Consider the following 17,641-nt stretch of genomic DNA (forward strand, 5'->3'; position numbering starts at 1 on the left):
CATACACTTTCCCTCGTACACGGGAGTCCGGTGAACCGGGCTGAGAGGAAGCGCACTCACGCTTCGACCGTCGAACCTGATCCGGATCATGCCGGCGCAGGGAGGACTTCTCGCACCCGTGCCAACCCGATCTGCGGGCACGACGGTCGTGCCCGCGCAGAGCGAAAGGCACGATTCTCATGGTCACGACCGCAGCATCCCCCACCCGCCCCCGTTTCTCGCCGCAGTGGCGCGTCGTCGATATCGTCGTCGCGAGCGTGCTCGGCGTCGCCGGCGGCCTCGTCATGACGCTCTGGAACCTCGTCTACTCGCCCGTCACCGCGCCGCTCGAGGTCGCGCTGCCGGGCCTGCAGGCACTGCTGTACGCCGTCTGGCTGTTTCCCGCGGTGCTCGTGGGCCTCGTCGTGCGCAAGCCCGGCGCTGCGCTCTACGGCGAGCTCGTCGCAGCCTCGGTCTCGGCCCTGCTCGGCGGCGTGTGGGGCTGGACCGCGATCGCCTGGGGCCTCGTGCAGGGCCTCGGCGCCGAGCTCGTCTTCGCCGTGCTGCTGTACCGCGCCTGGGGGCTGCTGCCCGCCATCCTCGCGGGCATGGGGGCCGGGGTGGGCATGTCGATCATGGATCTGACGTTCTACTACGCCGGAACGCGCCCCGAGTTCATGCTCGTCTACGCGGCGAGCGCGATCGTCTCGGGCGCCGTCATCGCGGGCTTCGGCAGCTGGGTGCTCGTGCGCGGGCTCGCGCGCACGGGAGCCCTCTCGCGCTTCGCCGCCGGTCGGGAGGGTGCGACTCCGGTTCCGGCGGCGCCGGTCGCGACCGAGGAGGCACGATCCGAGGCGTGACGACCGCGACGGCGGCGGCGCTCGGAGCGCACGGCTGGAGCTGGACCCCGGCCGGGCGCACCGACCCCGTGCTGGCCGACCTCGAGCTGTCGATCGCACCGGGCGAGCGCGTGCTGCTGCTCGGCGCCTCGGGCAGCGGCAAGTCGACCCTGCTGCAGGCGTGGGCCGGCGTGCTCGGTGGGGCCGACGAGGGCGAGCGGCAGGGGCAGCTGACGGTCGACGACGGTGAGGCCGGTGCGCGACGCGGACGGGTCGGCCTGCTGCTGCAGGATCCGGATGCCCAGCTCGTGCTCGCGCGCGCCCGCGACGACGTCGCCTTCGGGCCCGAGAACCTCGGCGAGCCCGTCGACGAGATCCTGGCCGGGGTGCCGCGCGCCCTCGAGGCCGTCGGCCTCGCGGCGCTCGCCGACGCCGACACCCGACGGCTCTCGGGCGGGCAGCAGCAGCGCCTCGCGCTCGCGGGCGTGCTCGCCATGCGGCCCGCCGCGCTGCTGCTCGACGAACCCACGGCGCAGCTCGACCCGGAGGGCGTGCGCGAGGCCGCCGCGGCCGTCGCCGCGCTCGTCGACGAGCACGGTCTCACGCTCGTCGTCGTCGAGCACCGCGTCGACGTGTGGGCGCCCCTCGTCGACCGCGTCGTCGTTCTCGAGGCCGGGCGGGTCGTGGCCGACGGACCCGTCGCCGACGTGCTCGGCGAGCAGGGGTCGCGGCTCGCGCAGGGGGGCGTGTGGGTTCCCGGGCGCGGGCCCGAGCATCCGGCAGCCCCGACCGCAGCACCGGGCGACGAGCTGCTGCGCGCGACGGGCCTCGCCGTGCGGCCGGCCGGCGGCGAGCCGATCGTCCTGGGCCTCGATCTGGTCGTGCGAGCGGGAGAGGTCGTGGCGCTCACGGGCCCCAACGGCGCCGGCAAGAGCACGCTGCTGCTGACGCTCGCGGGGCTGCTGCACCCCGCGGCCGGCACGATCGACGCGCTCGGGGCGGGCGCGCCCCGCGAGTGGAGCTCGCGCGAGCTGGCCGCGCGGTTCGGCGTCGTGTTCCAGAACCCCGAGCACCAGTTCGTGACCGCGACCGTGCGCGACGAGCTCGCGCTCGGCGGGGTCGACGATGCTCGCGTCGACAGTGCGCGCGTCGACGCGCTGCTCGATCGGCTGCGCCTGCGGCACCTCGCGAGCGCGAGCCCCTTCGCCCTGAGCGGGGGCGAGCAGCGCCGGCTCTCGGTCGCGACCGCGCTCGCCTCGGCGCCCGCCGTGCTGCTGCTCGACGAGCCGAGCTTCGGGCAAGACGCCCGCACGTGGGCCGAGCTCGCCGCTCTGCTCGCGGCGCACCGCGATGCCGGAGGAGCCGTCGTCATGGCCACGCACGATCGCGAGCTCGTGGCGGCGCTCGGCGCGCGCGAGGTCGCGCTCCCTGCTGCGACACCGATCGAGCGACCCGCCGACCGGGCCGACGACGGCGACACGCCCGTTGAGCGACCCGACACGCCCGGTTCCACACCGGTGAGCCCGCATGAGCGAACCGGCCGGGCGCCGCTCGGTGAGCGGATCAACCCGGTCGCGGCCATTGCGGCATCGCTCGTGCCGGCCCTGCTGCTCGTCACGACGCTCGACGTCGTCTCGGCCGCGATCGCCCTCACGCTGCAGTTGCTGCTCCTGCCGCTGCTGGGCATCCCGCTCGGCACCCTGCTGCGCCGCACCGCCCCCGTGCTCATCGCGGCCCCCCTGGCCGCCGCCACGGTCGTGCTCTACGGCCGAGAGTCGGGCACCGTCTACGCCGAGTTCCTGCTCGTGCGCATCAGCGACGGCTCGCTCGAGCTCGCCCTCGCGACGCTGCTGCGCATCCTCGCCATCGGCATCCCCGCGATCGCCCTGTTCGCCCGGCCCGATGCGACGCGGCTGGGGGATGCCCTCGGCCAGAACCTCCGCCTGCCCAGTCGCTTCGTGCTGGGCGGCGTCGCCGCGCTGCGCCTGCTGACCGTGCTGCGCGACGACGCGCGGCTGCTCGAACGGGCGCGACGCGCTCGGGGCATCGGAGACCGCGGCCGGGTGCGGCGCGCACTGGGCCTCGTGTTCGCGCTGCTCGTGCTGTCGATCCGGCGCGGCTCGGCGCTCGCGATCGGCATGGAGGCGCGCGGCGTCGGCGCCCCCGGCCCGCGCACGTGGGTTCGACCGTCGCCGTGGCGCGCATCCGACACCGCGGTCGTCGTCATCGGCATCGCGATCTCGGTCGTCGCCGTGGCGGCGGCGGTGCTGACGGGGGAGTTCACGAGTGTCATCGGCTGAGGCGGCGGCGCCGCGCATCACCCTCATCGACGGACGGTCGGGTGCGGGCAAGACGACCTACGCGGCGGCGCTGGCGGCGCGCACGGGGGCACAGCTGCTGAGCCTCGACGATGTCTACCCGGGGTGGGACGGCCTCGAGGCCGGCGAGGCCCACGTGCTCGAGCACGTGCTGCGCGCGCTCGCCGAGGGCCGCCCGCCGCGCTGGCGGTCGTACAACTGGGTCGACGACCGCCCCGGCTCGTGGCACGAGCTCGACCCCGCGTGCGACTTGATCATCGAGGGATGCGGTGCCATCAGCCCCGCCGCCCGCGCGCTCGCCCACCACGCAGTGTGGGTCGAGCTGGCCGACGACGCCGAGCGGCGCCGTCGCGCGATCGCGCGCGACGGCGAGTCTTTCGCCCGCAACTGGGATCGCTGGGCGGTGCAGGAGCAGGTGCATGCCGCGCGGCACGCGCCCCGTGAGACGGCCGACGAGATCGTCGAGCCGCTCAGCCCGCCCAGCGGCCGATGACCGTGATCGGGTCGGCGAAGCGCCAGGCGATGCCGGGTTCGGTGATGGCGCTCGTCGACTCGAGGCGCACGACCTGCTCGACGCCGCCCGCCTCGACGACGAGGCTGCCCGCATCGGCGCCGCGCACGATGGTCGATCGCGAGGCGGCCTCGAGGCGCACGCCCAGCCCGTCGAGCTCGGTTGAGCTCACCGTGACGGCCTCGGTCGCAACGAGCTCGGTCTCTTGCCCCCAGGCCGAGCGGGCGATCGCGACGACCTCTCCGGCGGCGACGACCTCGACGGGCTGCACGCTCGCCCGCACGCTCTCGATGAGGGTCGTCATCGCGGCCTCGGCCGCGGGGTAGCCGGGCTGACCGAGGCTCGCGATGACGATCGTCTCGTCGCCGGCCTCGATCGCGAGCAGCACGCAGACGCCAGCCGCGTCGGTGTAGGTGCGCGCGAGGCCGATCGTGCCGAGGCCGGTCAGGAAGCCGGCCTCGTCGGCGAACGCCGCACCGCCCTGAGTGGTGCGCGGTCGCCCGTCGAGCAGCTCGGCGAGCACGGGGTTCTCGAGCGCGAGGCGGCCGAGCTGCGCGATCTCGCTCGCCGTCGACAGCGACCCGGGGTCGAGCCCCGTGCCGTCGACGACCGTCGTGCCCGTCAGCCCGGCGTCGTCGAGCCACGCGCGCGCGGCGGTGCGGTATGCCTCGAGGCCGCCGAACACCTCGTCGACGAGCAGCTCGGCCGTGTTGTTGCCCGAGCCGATGAGGGTGGCGGCGAGCAGGTCGCGGCGCGTCCAGGTCTGGCCGAACCGCACCTCGACCGTGCGCGCCCCCGCGGCGTCGAGCTCGCGGTACCGCTCGATGTGCCGCTGGTCGATCGTGATCGCCGCGCCCGGGCTTCCCGGTGCGAGCGGTTCGGCGTCGAGCACGAGGTGGGCGAGCACGACCTTGGCCACGCCCGCGATCGGCCGGGGCTCGTCGCTGCCCGCGGTCACGGTCGAGCCGCTCGCCGCGATGAGCGCCGTCGAGCCGTCGGCGGGCAGTGTCAGCGTCTCGCTCCACGCTCCGTCGACGGCCGACGAGAGCGTCTGCTCGACGTGCAGCCGCGGCACGGGGCTGAGCAGGGCGGCGGCGCCGTAGACCACGCCGAGCACGACCGCGAGCGCCACGAGCCCGCTGAGCAGGCGCCGCACCCGCCGCGCCCCGCTCACGCCCACCCCAGCCGGTGCAGCTCGTCGTCGTCGATTCCGTAGTAGTGCGCGATCTCGTGCACGAGCGTCACGTGGATCTCGTCGCGCAGCGCCTCGAGGTCGCCCTCGGCGGCGGCGAGCAGCGGCTCGCGATAGAGGATGATGCGGTCGGGCAGCTCGCCGAAGCCGTACTGGCCGCGGTCGGTGAGCGCCGTTCCCTCGTAGAGCCCGAGCAGGTCGAGCGACCCGTCGGCGGGGCGATCCTCGGTGACGAAGATCACGTTCTCGAGCCCCTCGACCATCTCGTCGGGCAGCTCGTCGAGCTCGTCGATCACGAGGGCCTCGAAGGCCTCCGGGTCGAGATCGAGCCCGGTGGATGCGCGGTCGTCGGTCACGATGCACCGCCACCGGCGGGCGCGGCATCCGCTTCGCGCGCCTCGAGCAGCTGCACGAGGCCGTCTTGCATCCAGGCGAGCCAGTCGTAGACGTCGCGCAGGCCGGGTTCGCCGAAGGCGCCCTCGTCGCCGTCGACGATGATGCCCATGCGGTCGGCGATGACGAGGCGCAGGTCGCCGATGCCGCGCACCCAGTCGAGGGCGGCATCCATCGTCAGGGGCACCGACCGCGCGACGCCCTCGTCGGCGACGGGGGCCAGCGCGGTCGCGAGGGTGCGGGCGAAGCCGATCTTGCGGTCGACGAGCCCTCGGCGGCTCAACCGCCGCCACTCGTCGGCGAGCTCGGCGTCGTGCCGGTAGGCATCGGGCAGCACGCGCCGCACGGCCGAGTCGTCGTCGATGGGTGACTCGAGCGCCTCGGCGAGCAGCGCCTGCAGCTGATCGGCGAGCGAGACGAGGATGCGTGCTTCGTCGGGCTCGACGAGCACGACACCCACGAGGGCGGCGTCGTCGGTGGGCACGGTGATCCTCATGAGCCCGGCGCCCGTTCGACCGTAGCCCACAGGCCGTACTCGTGCATGGCCTCGGCGTGGCGCTCCATGTGCTCGCGGTTGCCGTGGGCGAGCGTCGCTCGACCCTCGGTGTGCACCTGCATCATCAGCTGCTCGGCGGTCGGGGCATCCACCCCGAAATGCCGGCGGAACACCCACGAGACGTAGCTCATGAGGTTGACGGGGTCGTTCCACACCACGATCGTCCACGGCACCTCGGCGGCGTGCAGCGGGCGCTCGATCACCTGCTCGCGCGTCGCGCCATCGGTGCGCGCACGGGTCGGAGCGATCGAGGTCATGCCCCCATTGTCGCGCGTTGACCGGGAGGACGCTGGCAGGTCGACCGGCGCGGGGCGCCTCAGGCCTCGTCGAGCATGCGCTGCCGCGTGCTCGTGAACTCGTCCTGCGAGATGAGGCCCTGCTCGAGGGCCGACTGCAGCGATGCGAGCCGCGTCGCAAGATCGGGCACCACGCCGTCGGCTGCGGGGCGGCCGGCGATCGCGTCAGAGATGATCGCCCCGGTGACGATCGCCGCGCCGGCCTGCTCGTCGGTCACGGCGAGCAGGCGCTGCTCGTCGGTGAGCCCGAGCTGCTTCGAGGCCGAGTTGACCACCGTCATGCGCCAGATTCCGAAGCCGATGACCGCGAAGAACAGCAGCACGAAGAGACCCACGAACGCCCCGCCGCCCGGCACGAGGTCGACCGGGTTGCCGGGGTCGAGCGGCACGAACGAATCGAGCGCGAGGCCCGCCATCAGGGCATCGGTCATGGCGTACTCCTCATCGGTCCCGCAACGGCAGCGCGGGTGAGGATCACTCTAGACGCGACGGCGCTCTCGAGCGCGACAGATGAGAACTTGGGGTGAGTAACGGGGCTTGAACCCGCGACCTCCTGGACCACAACCAGGCGCTCTGCCAGCTGAGCTATACCCACCATGCTGACCGTCTCGCGACGGCCGACACGACAGTCTATTACAGCCGGGGCGCCCACTTCTGCACGACGTCGGCGGCGGCCGCCTGCGCCTCGTCGGAGCTCGGCCCGGGCTCGGCCACGAAGCCGGCGCGGCGGTAGTACTCGAGCTCGCGGATCGACTCGAGAATGTCGGCGAGGGCGCGGTGGCCGCCGTTCTTCGCGGGGGCGTTGAAGTACACGCGCGGAAACCAGCGGCGCACGAGCTCTTTGATGCTCGAGACGTCGACCGATCGGTAGTGCAGGTGCGCATCGACGCTCGGCATCGACCGCGCGATGAAGGCCCGGTCGGTGCCGATCGTGTTGCCGGCGAGCGGCGCCTGCCCGGCGGTCGGAACGTGCTCGGTGATGTACGCCAGCACCTGCTGCTCGGCATTGGCGAGCGGCACGCCCGCCTCGAGCTCGTCGAGCAGACCGCTCGTGGCGTGCATCTCGCGCACGAACTCGCCCATGTTCGCGAGGCCCGCCTCGGTGGGCGCGATGACGATGCTGAATCCGGGATGCACGGGCTCGAGCTCGTAGTCGGTGATGACGACCGCCACTTCGATGAGGTCGTCGACCGCCAGATCGAGCCCCGTCATCTCGCAGTCGATCCAGACGAGACGGTCGGTCGTTGAACTCACCGGGGCAGTCTACCGGCGCGGGCCGACCGGGCTCGGTCGCCCGCGTACCCTGAAGCCATGCGCCTCGAGCTCTTCACCTCTGCCTTCTGCGACCCGTGCCATCGCGCGCGCGAGGTCGTCGCCGAGGCGCAGCGGCTCGTGCCGGCCCTGCAGGTCGATGAACGGGATGTCGCGGCGCACCAGTCGCGGGCCGCCGAGCTCGGCATCGCGAGCACGCCCACGACGATCATCTACGGCACCGACGGGGCCGAGTTGCTGCGCGCGGAGGGCGTACCGACGCTGCCGCGCCTGCTGACCGCGCTCGCACAGGCCCTGCCCTAGCGGGCGGGGGCTGGCACCGACGCCGCAGCCGTGCAGCGATCGTCGGGGCAGTCGGCCGCGAAGCACCAGTCGACGCCCGACGCGGGCGCAGCATCCACCGCCTCGGCGATCACGGTGACGGCACCGCCGTGGCGCGCCAGCAGCGAGCCGACGAGCCCCGCCCGGTAGCCGCTCGCGCAGTACACCCACACGGGCTCGTCGGCCACGTTCTCGGCGGCATCGATGGTCTGCGCCGGTCGGTGCACGGCGCCGACCACGTGCCCCAGGCGCCACTCGTCGTCGGCGCGCACATCGAGCACGACGGGGGCGTCGCCGCGCTGCTGCCGCTGCGCGAGCGCGGCGAACGGTTCGCTCGCGACGCTCTCGGCCTCGATCTCGTCGGCGATGACGACGCCGCGAAGCTCGTCGAAGCCGATGCGGGCCAGGTCGCGATGAGCGCCCTGCGCGACGTCGGGGGAGTCGGCGACGAGCACGTAGGGCGTGCCGACCGGCAGCTGCCAGCCGGCCCAGCGCGCGACGGCGCCCGTCGCGGGCATCGCGACGCTGCCCGGCAGGTGGCCGCGCTCGAACGCGCTCCACGGCCGCACGTCGATGATGGTGGCGCCCGTCGTCGCGGTCGACGCGGCCTCGTCGGGCGCGAGCTGCGGCGCGCTCGGCGGGTGCCAGGCCTCGGGGCCGTGCACGTTGCGCGGCGCCATCGAGGGGTAGTAGGGCGGGATCGGGCCCGAGCCGTGCACGAACGCCTCGAGGTACTCATCCTCGCTCACGCGGAACACCATGCTCGAGGCCTTCTGATCGCCGACCGTGTCGCCCGTGCTCACCTCGAGCGGGCCCGCGAGGCACGAGCTGCCGAAACCGTGGGTCGGCAGCACCCGCGTGGCGTCGGGCAGCTCGCCGCCCAGGCGCCGGATCGAGCGGTACTGCGAGCGCGTGAGCGGCACGATGTTCTGCTCGCCCATCAGGTCGGTGCGCCCAGCACCGCCGATCAGCCACGAGCCGCCCGTGAACGCGCCCACGGGCTCACCGCGCGCATCCAGCACGACGAGGGTCTGGTGCGCGTCGGTGTGGCCCGGCGTCTCGAGCACGAGCAGGCGGATCGGACCCGCCTCGACCGTCTCGCTGTCGCGCGTCGCACGCGCGGGCATCGAATACGCGGGCCCCGACGGCACGAGGTATTCGCCCCCTGCCCGGCGCGTGAGCGCCCAGCCGCCGCTGAGGTAGTCGTTGTGCAGGTGCGTCTCGGCGACCGCGCCGAGGTGCAGCCCGCGCTGCTCGACGATGTCGGCGAAGCGCTGCACGTCGCGCTCCACATCGATCGCTACCGCCCAGCCCTCCTGCTCGAGCAGGTACGAGCGGTTGCCGATGCTCGGCGTCTCGATCGTGTGCAGCACGATGCCGGGCGCGAGCTCGGTCGCGGTGACGGTGGTGTCGAGCATCAGGCCTCCTGCGGGGTGGTGGGCGCCCCGACGCATCGAACCTAACAAAGCAGCCGGTCGATGTCCTCCGTCAGCAGGGCAGGGTTCTCCGCTCCGACCGAGAACCGCACGAGGTTCGGCTCGAGCCCCATCGCCGCGAGGTCGTCGAGGCTCGCGGCCGCGTGGCTCATGTACGACGGAATCTCGACGAGCGAGTCGACGGATCCGAACGACGGCGCCATGCGTGCCGTGCGCAGGGTGTCGATGCGCTCGGCCAGCTCCTCGCGCGACCGGGTCGGCACGAACGACACGAGCGAGCCGCGAGGGCCGCCGAGCGCGAAGGCGACCGCGTCGGCCTCGTGCGCGTTCGCGAACTCGCCGGGGTAGTGGATGCTCGCCACGAGCCCCTCGTCGGCCCGCTGCGCGAGGTGGCGCAGCACGTGGCGGGCGCCCACCTCCTGCCGATCCAGCCGCGCGTCGAAGGTGCGCAGGCTGCGCACCACGAGGTGGGCGTCGTGCGGCGGCATGATCGTGCCGAGGCGCGAACGGGCCTCCCAGAGCGGCGCGCGCAGGGCATCCCGAACCAGGGCGAGACCGCCGATGACATCGTTGTGGCCGCCGATGTACTTCGTGCACGAGTACACGATCACGTCGACGATCTCGAGCAGGGCCGGCGGCAGATCGCCGAGACCGGCGAGCGTCGCGTCGAGCACCACGACGCCCGTGCGCTGCGGCCCGCGATCGACCCCGCGCAGATCGGTGACGCGCAGGTGCGGGTTGCTGGGCGCCTCGACGAACCACAGCTCGCCGTCGACGGGCTGCCCCGAGAGCGGCGGAGCGACCGCGGCGGTCGGGTAGGTCTCGACCTCGACCGGCGACGTCGCCGCGAGCTGCTGCCCGAGCGCGACCGTCTTGCGGTAGACCTCGTCGGGCAGCCGCAGCCGGTGCAGGCCCGCCCGCACGGCGTCGAGCACCGTCGCGATCGCGCTCATGCCCGAACTGAACGCGAAGGCCCGGAACCCGGGGTGCAGCTGCTCGATGATGCGCTCGAGCTCGACCGTGTTCGTCGAGGCATCGCGCGCGTAGCGCACCGAGTCGAGCTTGGCGGCGTGGTACGCGGCGAGCGACGCCGAGTCGAGAAAGTGGTGCGCCGACGACGGCTGCATGCCCGAGACGAGCGCAAAACCGTGCTCGCCCGGCCCCGACGGAATCGCGGCGGCCAACGCCGCCCTGCTCTGCACGACGGCCAGAGCGTCGCTCACGGTGTACCGGCTCATGCCACGACGCTATCGGGCCGCGCCGAGGCCCTCCGGTAGCCTGGAGGGCGAGCCCCCGTAGCTCAGCGGATAGAGCAGGAGCCTTCTAATCTCTTGGCCGCAGGTTCGATTCCTGCCGGGGGCGCTGTGTTTATTGGCTGCGCCGCCGCTCCTGCGGCGCAGCGTCCGCTTCCGCGGCACGAGCGCGGTCGCGCCGCTGCGCGGTCCCGGCTCGAGCTGCTCGCGGGCCGAGCGCGGTCGCGCCGCTGCGCGGTCCCGGCTCGAGCTGCTCGCGGGCCTCTCCTGCGGCGCGGGGTTAGCATCAGCGCATGCGACGTGTTCTCGGTGCCACACGCTTCGTCGTGGCGATTCCGGCCGTGGCCGCCATCCTTGGCGGAATCCTGCTCATGCTGCAGGGCTCGGTCGCCACGGTCATGGTGATCATCGACACCGTGTGGTTCGGGGCCGACCTCAAGACGACGACGGTCGACGTGCTCACCGCGATCGACGCCATCCTGCTCGGCACCGTGCTGCTCGTCATCGGCTACGGCCTTTACGAGCTCTTCGTCGACGCCGATCTGCCCGTGCCCGCCTGGCTGCGCGTCACCACCCTCGACGACCTGAAGTCGAAGCTCGTCGGCGTCGTCGTCGCGATCATCGCGGTCATCTTCGTCGGGGTGCTCGTCGACGCGAACCGGGCCGCCGACGTCATGTCGTACGGCATCGGCGCCGGCGCGATCGTCGCCGGGCTCGCCCTGTTCTCGTACGCGACGCGCAAAGACCAGACGGACGCCAAGGTCGTACGCACCCGAACGACCGAGGGATAGACTCGCCGCACATCCCCGACACGAAGGAGTGCGGCGTGAGCCAGAAGCGTGCCGTCACCCTGGCCGAGCTGCTACCGCAGCCGATCCAGGGCATCCAGACCCTGAAAGACACCTACGGCGAGTGGGATGTCCATCCGAGCCAACACGTCGACCCCGACCAGGTGCAGGCCGTGCTCGGCGAGCTCGTCGAGCGACTCGATGACAACTTCCCGTACTTCCACCCGCAGTACGCGGGGCAGATGCTCAAGCCGCCGCACCCCGTCGCCGTCGCCGCGTACCTCGCGACGATGCAGCTCAACCCCAACAACCACTCGATCGACGCGAGCCGCGCCACCACGGCCATGGAGCACGAGGTGCTCGACCAGCTCGCCGCCATGTTCGGGTACCCCGCTGATTACATGGGCCACTTGACGTGGAGCGGCACGACCGCCAACCTCGAGGCCCTCTGGGTGAGCCGCGAGATCGCGCCCGGCAAGGCGATCGCCCATTCATCGGATGCGCACTACACGCACTCGCGCATGGGCGAGGTGCTCGGCATCGACACCGTGGGCATTCCGACCGAGGCCGACGGGCGCATGAGCCTCGACGCGCTCGAGCGCGAGCTGGCCACCGGGCGCATCGGTGTCGTCGTCGCGACGCTCGGCACGACGGGACTCGGAGCCGTCGATCCGCTCGCCGACATCATCCCGCTCGCGCGCGCGCACGGCGCCCGCGTGCACGTCGACACCGCCTACGGCGGGTTCTTCGCGATCATCGCCGACGAGCTCGAGCCCGAGACGGCCCGGCACTTCCGGGCGATCGCCCAGGCCGACTCGGTCGTCGTCGACCCGCACAAGCACGGGCTGCAGCCCTACGGCTGCGGCGCGGTGCTGTTCAACGACCAGTCGATCCTGCGGTTCTACCACCACGAGTCGCCGTACACCTACTTCGCGAGCACCGAGCGGCACTTCGGCGAGATCCAGCTCGAGTGCTCACGGGCGGGGGCGAGCGCCGCGGCGCTGTGGGCGACGCTCAAGGTGTTCCCGCTCACGATGCAGGGGCTCGGCGCGATCGTGCTGCCCGGCTACCGGGCCGCGCAGAGCTGGCACGGGCTCATCGCCGAGAGCGACATCCTGCAGCCGTACCAGCGCCCCGAGCTCGACATCATCACGTACCTGCCTCGCGTGCGCACGATGGCCGAGCTCGACCGGGTGAGCCACGCGATCTTCGAGATGGCGGCCGACACGACGCGCCCGCAGCAGACCCACTTGGCCACCTACGTGGTCACCCCTGCTCAGCTGCAGGCGCGCGGCATCGAGCTCGAGCAGGATGCCGAGCGCGCGCGCATCATGCGCAGCGTGCTCATGAAGCCCGAGCACGAACCGCTCATCCCCGAGATGCACCACCACGTCTCGATGTGGTCGCGCCGGGCCTACGCCGCGACGCACTAGTGCAGAGCTAGCCGGCCGAGGCGGGCAGCACGCGCTCGCGCACGGCGCTCGCGGGCATGGGCGTCGTGATGATGAGCGGCATGCTGCCGGTGGCGGTCGCGACCGCGGTCGGCGGGTCGGGCGTCAGCGGCGAGCGCTCGAGGCTCTCGTTGGTGGCGACCCACGAAGCCACGGGCTCATCGGGCGCGGCCGCGGGCTCGGTGCTCGTGACCGCGGGGTCGCCCTCGAACTGCCAGCGTTCGAGGTCGGTGCCGAAGAGCTTCTTGGCTGAACGCGGCTTCTCGCTCCAAGCCACGAGGCGGTCGCGGTAGTCGGCGAGGGTCTGCTGAGCCTGAAACTGAAAACCGGCCGAGTCGCGCTTCATCGCGGCGAGCTCGTGCGCCGCCCACGTGGCCGCGAGGCCCGAGCCGGCGATCGGCAGCAGGCGGATGCGGGTCTCACTCTCGGCGATGAGGTGATCGAGCTGCGCGCGCTCGACGTCGCCGAGCGCGTTCCAGGCTGCCGCCCGGCGGCCGGCGAGCAAGAAGCCGCTGATCGCCGCTGCGAGAGCATCCCGGTGATGCATCGCGATGAGCCGTCGTGTCGAGGCGCGACCGATGAGCCCCGCGATCGCCCCCGCGACCACGATCGCCACGGCCGGGATGATGGCGCCCGACAGCACCCGCCACCCCTCGTCAGATGCCAGCCATTGCAGAAAACTGTTCCCCCAGTCCATGCGGGGCAGACTACCCCCGAACGGGGGGTAGGGCTACTCTTTCGAGGATTTCTCTGGCGTGGCGACCGTGATGATGGGTCCGGTCGCGAGCGCGAGGTCGGCGTCGACGACCTTTCCGACGCGCGCGGTCTGGGCCAGGATGATGCCCGCGAGCACGATCGCGGCGCCGATGATCTGCACGGCGTCGAGGGTCTCGCCGAGCCACAGCCAGGCAACCGCGAAGGCGAAGATGACCTCGCTCGAGGCCACGATTCCCGCGGCGGTCGCGGGCAGGTGGCGCAGCGCCGCGAGGCTCAGCAGGAACGGCGCGAACGAGCCGAGCAGCACGTTCCAGGCGAGCGGCAGGGCCATGGGCACCTCGACGACGCCCGCCGCGCCGCCGATGTCGACGGGGGTGCTGAGGATGCTCGGTGAGAGCTCCCACCACCCGCTCACGAAGCTCCAGAACACCGCGGCGATCGTCATCGTCCAGAACGACACGGCGAGCGGCGAGATGCGCGCCACCTGGCGCTCGCCGACGAGGAAGTAGACGGCGAGGCAGACGGCGGCCGCGAGCGCCAGCACGACGCCGAGAACGTCGAGCGTGCTCGCCCACACTTGCGCGACTACGGCGAGCCCGACGAGCACGAAGCCGATCGCCACCCACAGGCGAGCCTTCACGGGCTCTTTGAGCCAGAAGTAGGCTACGAGCGCCACCATGAGAACGGCCGTGTACTCGAGCAGCAGGGCGATACCGACGGGCAGGATGAGCACGGCCGCCGCGTAGGTCGCCTGCAGCAGGGCCACACCGACGACGCCGAGCACGATCATCACCGGCCACTGGCTGCGTGGCAGGTGGAAGGCGCGGCGGTCGATGACGAGCAGCACGAGCCCGGCGATGACCGCGGTGCCGACGAGGCGAAACTCGGTGACCTGCGCGGGGGTCAGCCCGGCCTCCATCGTCACCTTGGTCACGCTGCCGTTGGCCCCGAAGAGCACGGCGGCGAGCAGGGCGTACAGGTAACCCATGAGCGCCGCTACTGCTTGGCGCCGGTGCCGTGCACCGCGTGGGGCTCGATCGCGGCGATCTCGTCGGCCGTGAGGGCGGGCGCGTCGAGCGCGTCGAGGCTGTTGTCGAGCTGGCGCACGCTGCTCGCGCCGATGAGCGCGCTCGTCACCTGCGGGTGCCGCAGCACCCACAGCAGCGCGAGCTGGGCGAGCGACTGGCCGCGCCCCTCGGCGATCTCGTTGAGCGCCCGCGCGCGCTCGAGGTAGGCGTCGTCGATGTTGTCCTCGCTGATCCAGCGGCCCTCAGAGGCGCGCGAGCCCGCGGGCACGCCGTCGAGGTAGCGGTTCGTGAGCAGGCCCTGCGCGAGGGGAGAGAAGACGATGCTGCCCAGCTCGAGCTCGGCGAGGGCATCCAGCAGGCCGTTCTCCATGCGCCGATCGAACATGTTGTAGCGGGGCTGGTGGATGAGCAGCGAGATGCCCATCTCGCCGAGGATGCGGTGCGCCTCGCGCGTCTGCTGCGCGTCGTAGTTCGAGATGCCCGCGTAGAGCGCCTTGCCGCTCGTGACGGCCGTGGCGAGCGCGCCCATGGTCTCCTCCAGCGGCGTCTCGGGGTCGGGCCGGTGGCTGTAGAAGATGTCGACGTAGTCGAGGCGCATGCGCCCCAGGCTCGCGTCGAGCGAGCTCAGCAGGTTCTTGCGCGAGCCCCACTCGCCGTAGGGCCCGGGCCACATGTAATAGCCCGCCTTCGTCGAGATGATGAGCTCGTCGCGGTAGCGCGCGAAGTCCTGGTGCAGGATCGTGCCGAAGTTCTGCTCGGCGCTGCCCGCGGGCGGCCCGTAGTTGTTCGCGAGGTCGAAGTGGGTGACTCCGCGGTCGAAGGCGCGGCGCAGAATCGCGCGCTGGGTCTCGATCGGGCGGTCGTCGCCGAAGTTGTTCCAGAGGCCGAGCGAGATGCGCGGGAGGCGAAGGCCGCTGCGCCCGACCCGCGGGTACTCGATGAGGTCGTATCGATTCGAGGCGGCGAGGTACGCGTCATTGGTGTCGGCCATAGGTCAAGCGTACGACCGCCGCACGGGGCCGGTGTGCACGGTCGGGCGAGGGCCTCGGGGCGCCGTTCGGCGGTGCCCGCGAGGCCCCCGCGGGGCGACATGTCAGCGCCGTGCGGCGACCGCCTCAGCTGCCGCAGTGCTCGCGGCCTCGGGCACGCGCACGCCCTTGACGATGAGCCACAGACCGAGCGAGAGCTCCCACAGCGCGATCGGCACAGCGGCCATCGAGCCCACGATGCCGGTCTGCTCCCAGGCGCCGAGCACGACCCCGTACGACGAGAGCAGCAGCAGCGGCGCGCCGATGAGCCCGATGATCGGGATGACGCGGGGCACGAGGCGGCCGCGCAGCATGATCGTGCCGAGCAAGAAGGCGTTGATCGACGACATGAAGGCCGGCCCGAGCAGGAACGCGGCGTCGTGCAGCGCCACGAGCGCGGGAGCGGTGGGGGAGGCCCCGCCCACCTCGATGAGGGCGAGCACGGCGAGCACGCCCGAGAGGATGACGCCGGCCTCGATGACGCGCGAGGTGACGAAGCCGACGGCGAGCGTCTCGCTCACCCTGCGAGCGATGGGCAGGATCGCGACGGCCGTGCCGACGCACGTGAAGGCGAGGGTGATCTCGAGCACGAGCCCCCACGCGGCGAGCCCGGGCTCGGCCTCGCCCGCGAGCAGCGGGGTCTTGAGCGCGAGCGCGGGGAACGAGGTGATGAAGGTGCCGAGGTAGAAGATGCCCGCCCAGAGGGCGAGGCGGCGGTCGGTGGTCATGGTGTCCTTTCGGGATGTTCGGCGCAACTGGTGTACGGCGTACACCTTGGCCGATCGTCACTGTAGGCGTACGCTGTACACCATGTCAAGCGCCGATCGTCCTGCCGCTGCCCCGGTCGGCGCGCGCCGCCGCGCCGAGCGCTCCGGCCCGCCCCTGACCCGCGCCCAGGTGCTCGCCGCGGGCGTCGCGCTCGCCAACCGCGAGGGGCTCGCCGCCGTGAGCATGCGGCACCTCTCGGCCCAGCTGGGAGTCGTGCCCATGGCCCTCTACAAGCACGTCGCCGACAAGCACGATCTCGTCGCCGGCATGATCGACCTCGTCGTCGAGGGCTACGCCGTGCCCCCGCCGGCGCTCGAGTGGCGCGAGCGCGTGCGGGCGCGCGTGCTGTCGGCGCGGGATGCCCTGCTCGAGCATCCCTGGCTGCGACCCGCGATCGAAGCCGCGACGCAGCGCACCCCGGCGGTGCTCGCGCACATGGATGCTGTGGCCGGCGATCTCGCCGCGGGCGGACTCTCGTACGACCTCGTGCACTACGCCATGCACGCTCTCGGACACCGCATCTGGGGGTTCAGCCCCGAGGCGTTCTCGAGCCCCGCCGGCCCCACGCCGCCGCCGCTCGCGTCGACGCCCCCGACGGCGTCGTCGCCCGAGCAGCAGGCGGTGATGGCGGCGCTCGCGCAGCAGTACCCGCACATCGCCGCGATCGCCATCGACACGGTCGCGCGCAATCCGCAGGGCGCGTGCGATGAGCAGGGCGAGTTCGAGTTCACCCTCGACCTGCTGCTCGAGGCGGTGCAGCGCTTGCACGCCGCGCAGTGGGTCTCGCGCTAGCCGCGGTCGCTCGCTCCTCCCCATCGACGTCGCTTTGCGCGACGCGCACCGATCGCGCGCTCGCCCGCCGCCGCGCGTGCGTCATCCCGCATCCTCGGGTCGGGCGCCGGCGTTCTCCGGCACGAACCGCCGGCGCCCACCCCGGCACCGGATCCGGTGCCGTCACCGACCCGTCAGGAGCACCCCATGACCGACCTCATCACCCTCACCGGCCTCGTCGCCACGCAGCCCCGGCACATCGTCACGAGCGAAGGCCTCACGATCACCTCGTTCCGGCTGGCGTCGAACCAGCGGCGTTTCGACCGCACCCAGAACGCGTGGGTCGACGGCGACACCAACTGGTACACGATCACGGCGTTCCGCCAGCTCGGCACGCACGTCGCCTCCTCGGTCGAGAAGGGTCAGCGCGTCATCGTCACCGGGCGCGTGCGCATTCGCGACTGGGAGAGCGGCGAGAAGTCGGGCACGACGATCGAGATCGACGCCGAAGCCATCGGGCACGACCTCAGCTGGGGTCGCGCCACCTTCACGCGCAGCGTCATCGCGGCGAAGGGCGAGCCCGTCGCGGCCGATGCTGCTCCCGACGCCTTCGAGCAGCCGAGCGGCGCGAGCGAGGCCGAGCCCGAGCCGATCGCGGCCGGGGCCGAGCGGGGCGAACCGGCGCTCGCCGGCAGCGGGGCATCCACCCCGTTCTGAGACGGCC

20 protein-coding genes, 2 tRNA genes and 1 riboswitch are annotated in these 17,641 nt (G+C 72.4%); of the genes, 9 read left to right on the forward strand and 13 right to left on the reverse strand.

Annotated features, from left to right (window positions below; all coding sequences use genetic code 11):
* The first annotated feature begins 9 nt into the window (after nt 1-9).
* A riboswitch (TPP riboswitch) is annotated at nt 10-120 on the forward strand.
* Between the two features lie 59 nt (nt 121-179).
* From ACK4HH_RS06505 to ACK4HH_RS06515, 3 genes are read left to right on the forward strand one after another with little or no spacing between them, the layout of a single operon-like run.
* Nucleotides 180-839, forward strand: coding sequence for an ECF transporter S component (locus tag ACK4HH_RS06505; RefSeq protein WP_409649759.1), 660 nt, complete (start codon nt 180-182; stop codon nt 837-839).
* On the forward strand, nt 836-3,118 hold the full coding sequence (locus tag ACK4HH_RS06510; protein WP_409649762.1) for an ATP-binding cassette domain-containing protein: 2,283 nt from the start codon (nt 836-838) through the stop codon (nt 3,116-3,118). The genes ACK4HH_RS06505 and ACK4HH_RS06510 overlap by 4 nt, the downstream gene beginning before the upstream one ends.
* Entirely contained in the window at nt 3,105-3,629 is a 525-nt protein-coding gene (locus ACK4HH_RS06515) for an ATP-binding protein (RefSeq protein ID WP_409649765.1), read from the forward strand. Before ACK4HH_RS06510 ends, ACK4HH_RS06515 begins: the two co-directional genes overlap by 14 nt.
* On the opposite strand, the gene ACK4HH_RS06520 is transcribed toward ACK4HH_RS06515, so the two are convergent.
* The 7 genes from ACK4HH_RS06520 to orn all read right to left on the reverse strand — a co-directional run bounded on the left by ACK4HH_RS06520 (nt 3,607) and on the right by orn (nt 7,338).
* On the reverse strand, nt 3,607-4,821 hold the full coding sequence (locus tag ACK4HH_RS06520; protein ID WP_409649768.1) for a hypothetical protein: 1,215 nt from the start codon (nt 4,819-4,821) through the stop codon (nt 3,607-3,609). The genes ACK4HH_RS06515 and ACK4HH_RS06520 overlap by 23 nt on opposite strands.
* A complete protein-coding gene (locus ACK4HH_RS06525; RefSeq protein WP_409649770.1) occupies nt 4,818-5,195 on the reverse strand; it encodes a metallopeptidase family protein in 378 nt (125 codons plus the stop codon). The genes ACK4HH_RS06520 and ACK4HH_RS06525 overlap by 4 nt, the downstream gene beginning before the upstream one ends.
* A complete protein-coding gene (locus tag ACK4HH_RS06530; RefSeq protein WP_409649772.1) occupies nt 5,192-5,716 on the reverse strand; it encodes a DUF2017 family protein in 525 nt (174 codons plus the stop codon). Before ACK4HH_RS06530 ends, ACK4HH_RS06525 begins: the two co-directional genes overlap by 4 nt.
* 8 nt (nt 5,717-5,724) lie before the next feature.
* The gene (gene clpS, locus ACK4HH_RS06535; protein WP_409649774.1) at nt 5,725-6,045 is read right to left on the reverse strand and encodes an ATP-dependent Clp protease adapter ClpS; all 321 of its coding nucleotides are present in this window, start codon (nt 6,043-6,045) and stop codon (nt 5,725-5,727) included.
* A 59-nt stretch (nt 6,046-6,104) separates the two neighbouring features.
* Nucleotides 6,105-6,515, reverse strand: a complete 411-nt coding sequence (locus ACK4HH_RS06540; protein WP_409649777.1) for a hypothetical protein — start codon at nt 6,513-6,515, stop codon at nt 6,105-6,107.
* Between the two features lie 88 nt (nt 6,516-6,603).
* A tRNA-His gene (locus tag ACK4HH_RS06545) sits at nt 6,604-6,679 on the reverse strand.
* Nucleotides 6,680-6,717: 38 nt separating this feature from the next.
* The gene (orn, locus tag ACK4HH_RS06550; protein ID WP_409649779.1) at nt 6,718-7,338 is read right to left on the reverse strand and encodes an oligoribonuclease; all 621 of its coding nucleotides are present in this window, start codon (nt 7,336-7,338) and stop codon (nt 6,718-6,720) included.
* 57 nt (nt 7,339-7,395) lie between these two features.
* Here orn and ACK4HH_RS06555 point away from each other — a divergent pair, with 57 nt between their 5' ends.
* Nucleotides 7,396-7,659, forward strand: coding sequence for a glutaredoxin family protein (locus ACK4HH_RS06555; RefSeq protein ID WP_409649781.1), 264 nt, complete (start codon nt 7,396-7,398; stop codon nt 7,657-7,659).
* Here ACK4HH_RS06555 and ACK4HH_RS06560 read toward each other — a convergent pair.
* On the reverse strand, nt 7,656-9,095 hold the full coding sequence (locus ACK4HH_RS06560) for a rhodanese-like domain-containing protein (protein ID WP_409649783.1): 1,440 nt from the start codon (nt 9,093-9,095) through the stop codon (nt 7,656-7,658). The two genes, ACK4HH_RS06555 and ACK4HH_RS06560, sit on opposite strands and share 4 nt — an antisense overlap.
* A gap of 41 nt (nt 9,096-9,136) precedes the next feature.
* Nucleotides 9,137-10,351, reverse strand: a complete 1,215-nt coding sequence (locus ACK4HH_RS06565; protein WP_409649785.1) for a PLP-dependent transferase — start codon at nt 10,349-10,351, stop codon at nt 9,137-9,139.
* A 51-nt stretch (nt 10,352-10,402) separates the two neighbouring features.
* Here ACK4HH_RS06565 and ACK4HH_RS06570 point away from each other — a divergent pair.
* The 3 genes from ACK4HH_RS06570 to ACK4HH_RS06580 all read left to right on the forward strand — a co-directional run bounded on the left by ACK4HH_RS06570 (nt 10,403) and on the right by ACK4HH_RS06580 (nt 12,587).
* Nucleotides 10,403-10,475, forward strand: a tRNA-Arg gene (locus ACK4HH_RS06570).
* Nucleotides 10,476-10,659: 184 nt separating this feature from the next.
* Nucleotides 10,660-11,157 carry a YqhA family protein gene (locus tag ACK4HH_RS06575; RefSeq protein WP_409649787.1) on the forward strand — a complete coding sequence of 166 codons (498 nt, stop codon included), beginning with the start codon at nt 10,660-10,662 and terminating at the stop codon, nt 11,155-11,157.
* Between the two features lie 35 nt (nt 11,158-11,192).
* Nucleotides 11,193-12,587, forward strand: a complete 1,395-nt coding sequence (locus ACK4HH_RS06580) for a pyridoxal phosphate-dependent decarboxylase family protein (protein ID WP_409649789.1) — start codon at nt 11,193-11,195, stop codon at nt 12,585-12,587.
* Between the two features lie 7 nt (nt 12,588-12,594).
* Here the strand turns inward: ACK4HH_RS06580 and ACK4HH_RS06585 are convergent, their stop codons facing one another.
* The 4 genes from ACK4HH_RS06585 to ACK4HH_RS06600 form a co-directional block, all read right to left on the reverse strand.
* On the reverse strand, nt 12,595-13,302 hold the full coding sequence (locus tag ACK4HH_RS06585) for a hypothetical protein (protein ID WP_409649791.1): 708 nt from the start codon (nt 13,300-13,302) through the stop codon (nt 12,595-12,597).
* Between the two features lie 33 nt (nt 13,303-13,335).
* Complete coding sequence (locus ACK4HH_RS06590) at nt 13,336-14,310, reverse strand: EamA family transporter (protein ID WP_409649794.1); 975 nt, start codon at nt 14,308-14,310, stop codon at nt 13,336-13,338.
* A gap of 8 nt (nt 14,311-14,318) precedes the next feature.
* A complete protein-coding gene (locus tag ACK4HH_RS06595; protein WP_409649797.1) occupies nt 14,319-15,341 on the reverse strand; it encodes an aldo/keto reductase in 1,023 nt (340 codons plus the stop codon).
* A 102-nt stretch (nt 15,342-15,443) separates the two neighbouring features.
* Complete coding sequence (locus ACK4HH_RS06600) at nt 15,444-16,106, reverse strand: DUF4386 domain-containing protein (RefSeq protein WP_409649799.1); 663 nt, start codon at nt 16,104-16,106, stop codon at nt 15,444-15,446.
* Between the two features lie 82 nt (nt 16,107-16,188).
* Between ACK4HH_RS06600 and ACK4HH_RS06605 the strand changes: the two genes are divergently transcribed.
* Together ACK4HH_RS06605 and ACK4HH_RS06610 are read left to right on the forward strand one after the other, a co-directional pair.
* Complete coding sequence (locus tag ACK4HH_RS06605) at nt 16,189-16,938, forward strand: TetR/AcrR family transcriptional regulator (RefSeq protein ID WP_409649801.1); 750 nt, start codon at nt 16,189-16,191, stop codon at nt 16,936-16,938.
* A 186-nt stretch (nt 16,939-17,124) separates the two neighbouring features.
* A complete protein-coding gene (locus ACK4HH_RS06610; RefSeq protein WP_409649804.1) occupies nt 17,125-17,634 on the forward strand; it encodes a single-stranded DNA-binding protein in 510 nt (169 codons plus the stop codon).
* The last annotated feature ends 7 nt before the right edge of the window (nt 17,635-17,641 follow it).

The organism is Microcella sp., assembly GCF_046296455.1.
In the GTDB taxonomy this organism is placed as follows: domain Bacteria; phylum Actinomycetota; class Actinomycetes; order Actinomycetales; family Microbacteriaceae; genus Microcella.

Bases quoted from the DNA above. Each gene is read 5' to 3' on its own strand.
- ACK4HH_RS06565 (WP_409649785.1), bottom strand. From the start codon at position 10,351: ATGAGCCGGTACACCGTGAGCGACGCTCTGGCCGTCGTGCAGAGCAGG.
- ACK4HH_RS06555 (WP_409649781.1), top strand. From the start codon at position 7,396: ATGCGCCTCGAGCTCTTCACCTCTGCCTTCTGCGACCCGTGCCATCGC.
- ACK4HH_RS06585 (WP_409649791.1), bottom strand. From the start codon at position 13,302: ATGGACTGGGGGAACAGTTTTCTGCAATGGCTGGCATCTGACGAGGGG.
- clpS (WP_409649774.1), bottom strand. From the start codon at position 6,045: ATGACCTCGATCGCTCCGACCCGTGCGCGCACCGATGGCGCGACGCGC.
- ACK4HH_RS06590 (WP_409649794.1), bottom strand. From the start codon at position 14,310: ATGGGTTACCTGTACGCCCTGCTCGCCGCCGTGCTCTTCGGGGCCAAC.
- ACK4HH_RS06605 (WP_409649801.1), top strand. From the start codon at position 16,189: ATGTCAAGCGCCGATCGTCCTGCCGCTGCCCCGGTCGGCGCGCGCCGC.
- ACK4HH_RS06575 (WP_409649787.1), top strand. From the start codon at position 10,660: ATGCGACGTGTTCTCGGTGCCACACGCTTCGTCGTGGCGATTCCGGCC.
- ACK4HH_RS06505 (WP_409649759.1), top strand. From the start codon at position 180: ATGGTCACGACCGCAGCATCCCCCACCCGCCCCCGTTTCTCGCCGCAG.
- ACK4HH_RS06595 (WP_409649797.1), bottom strand. From the start codon at position 15,341: ATGGCCGACACCAATGACGCGTACCTCGCCGCCTCGAATCGATACGAC.
- ACK4HH_RS06600 (WP_409649799.1), bottom strand. From the start codon at position 16,106: ATGACCACCGACCGCCGCCTCGCCCTCTGGGCGGGCATCTTCTACCTC.
- ACK4HH_RS06560 (WP_409649783.1), bottom strand. From the start codon at position 9,095: ATGCTCGACACCACCGTCACCGCGACCGAGCTCGCGCCCGGCATCGTG.
- ACK4HH_RS06540 (WP_409649777.1), bottom strand. From the start codon at position 6,515: ATGACCGATGCCCTGATGGCGGGCCTCGCGCTCGATTCGTTCGTGCCG.
- ACK4HH_RS06610 (WP_409649804.1), top strand. From the start codon at position 17,125: ATGACCGACCTCATCACCCTCACCGGCCTCGTCGCCACGCAGCCCCGG.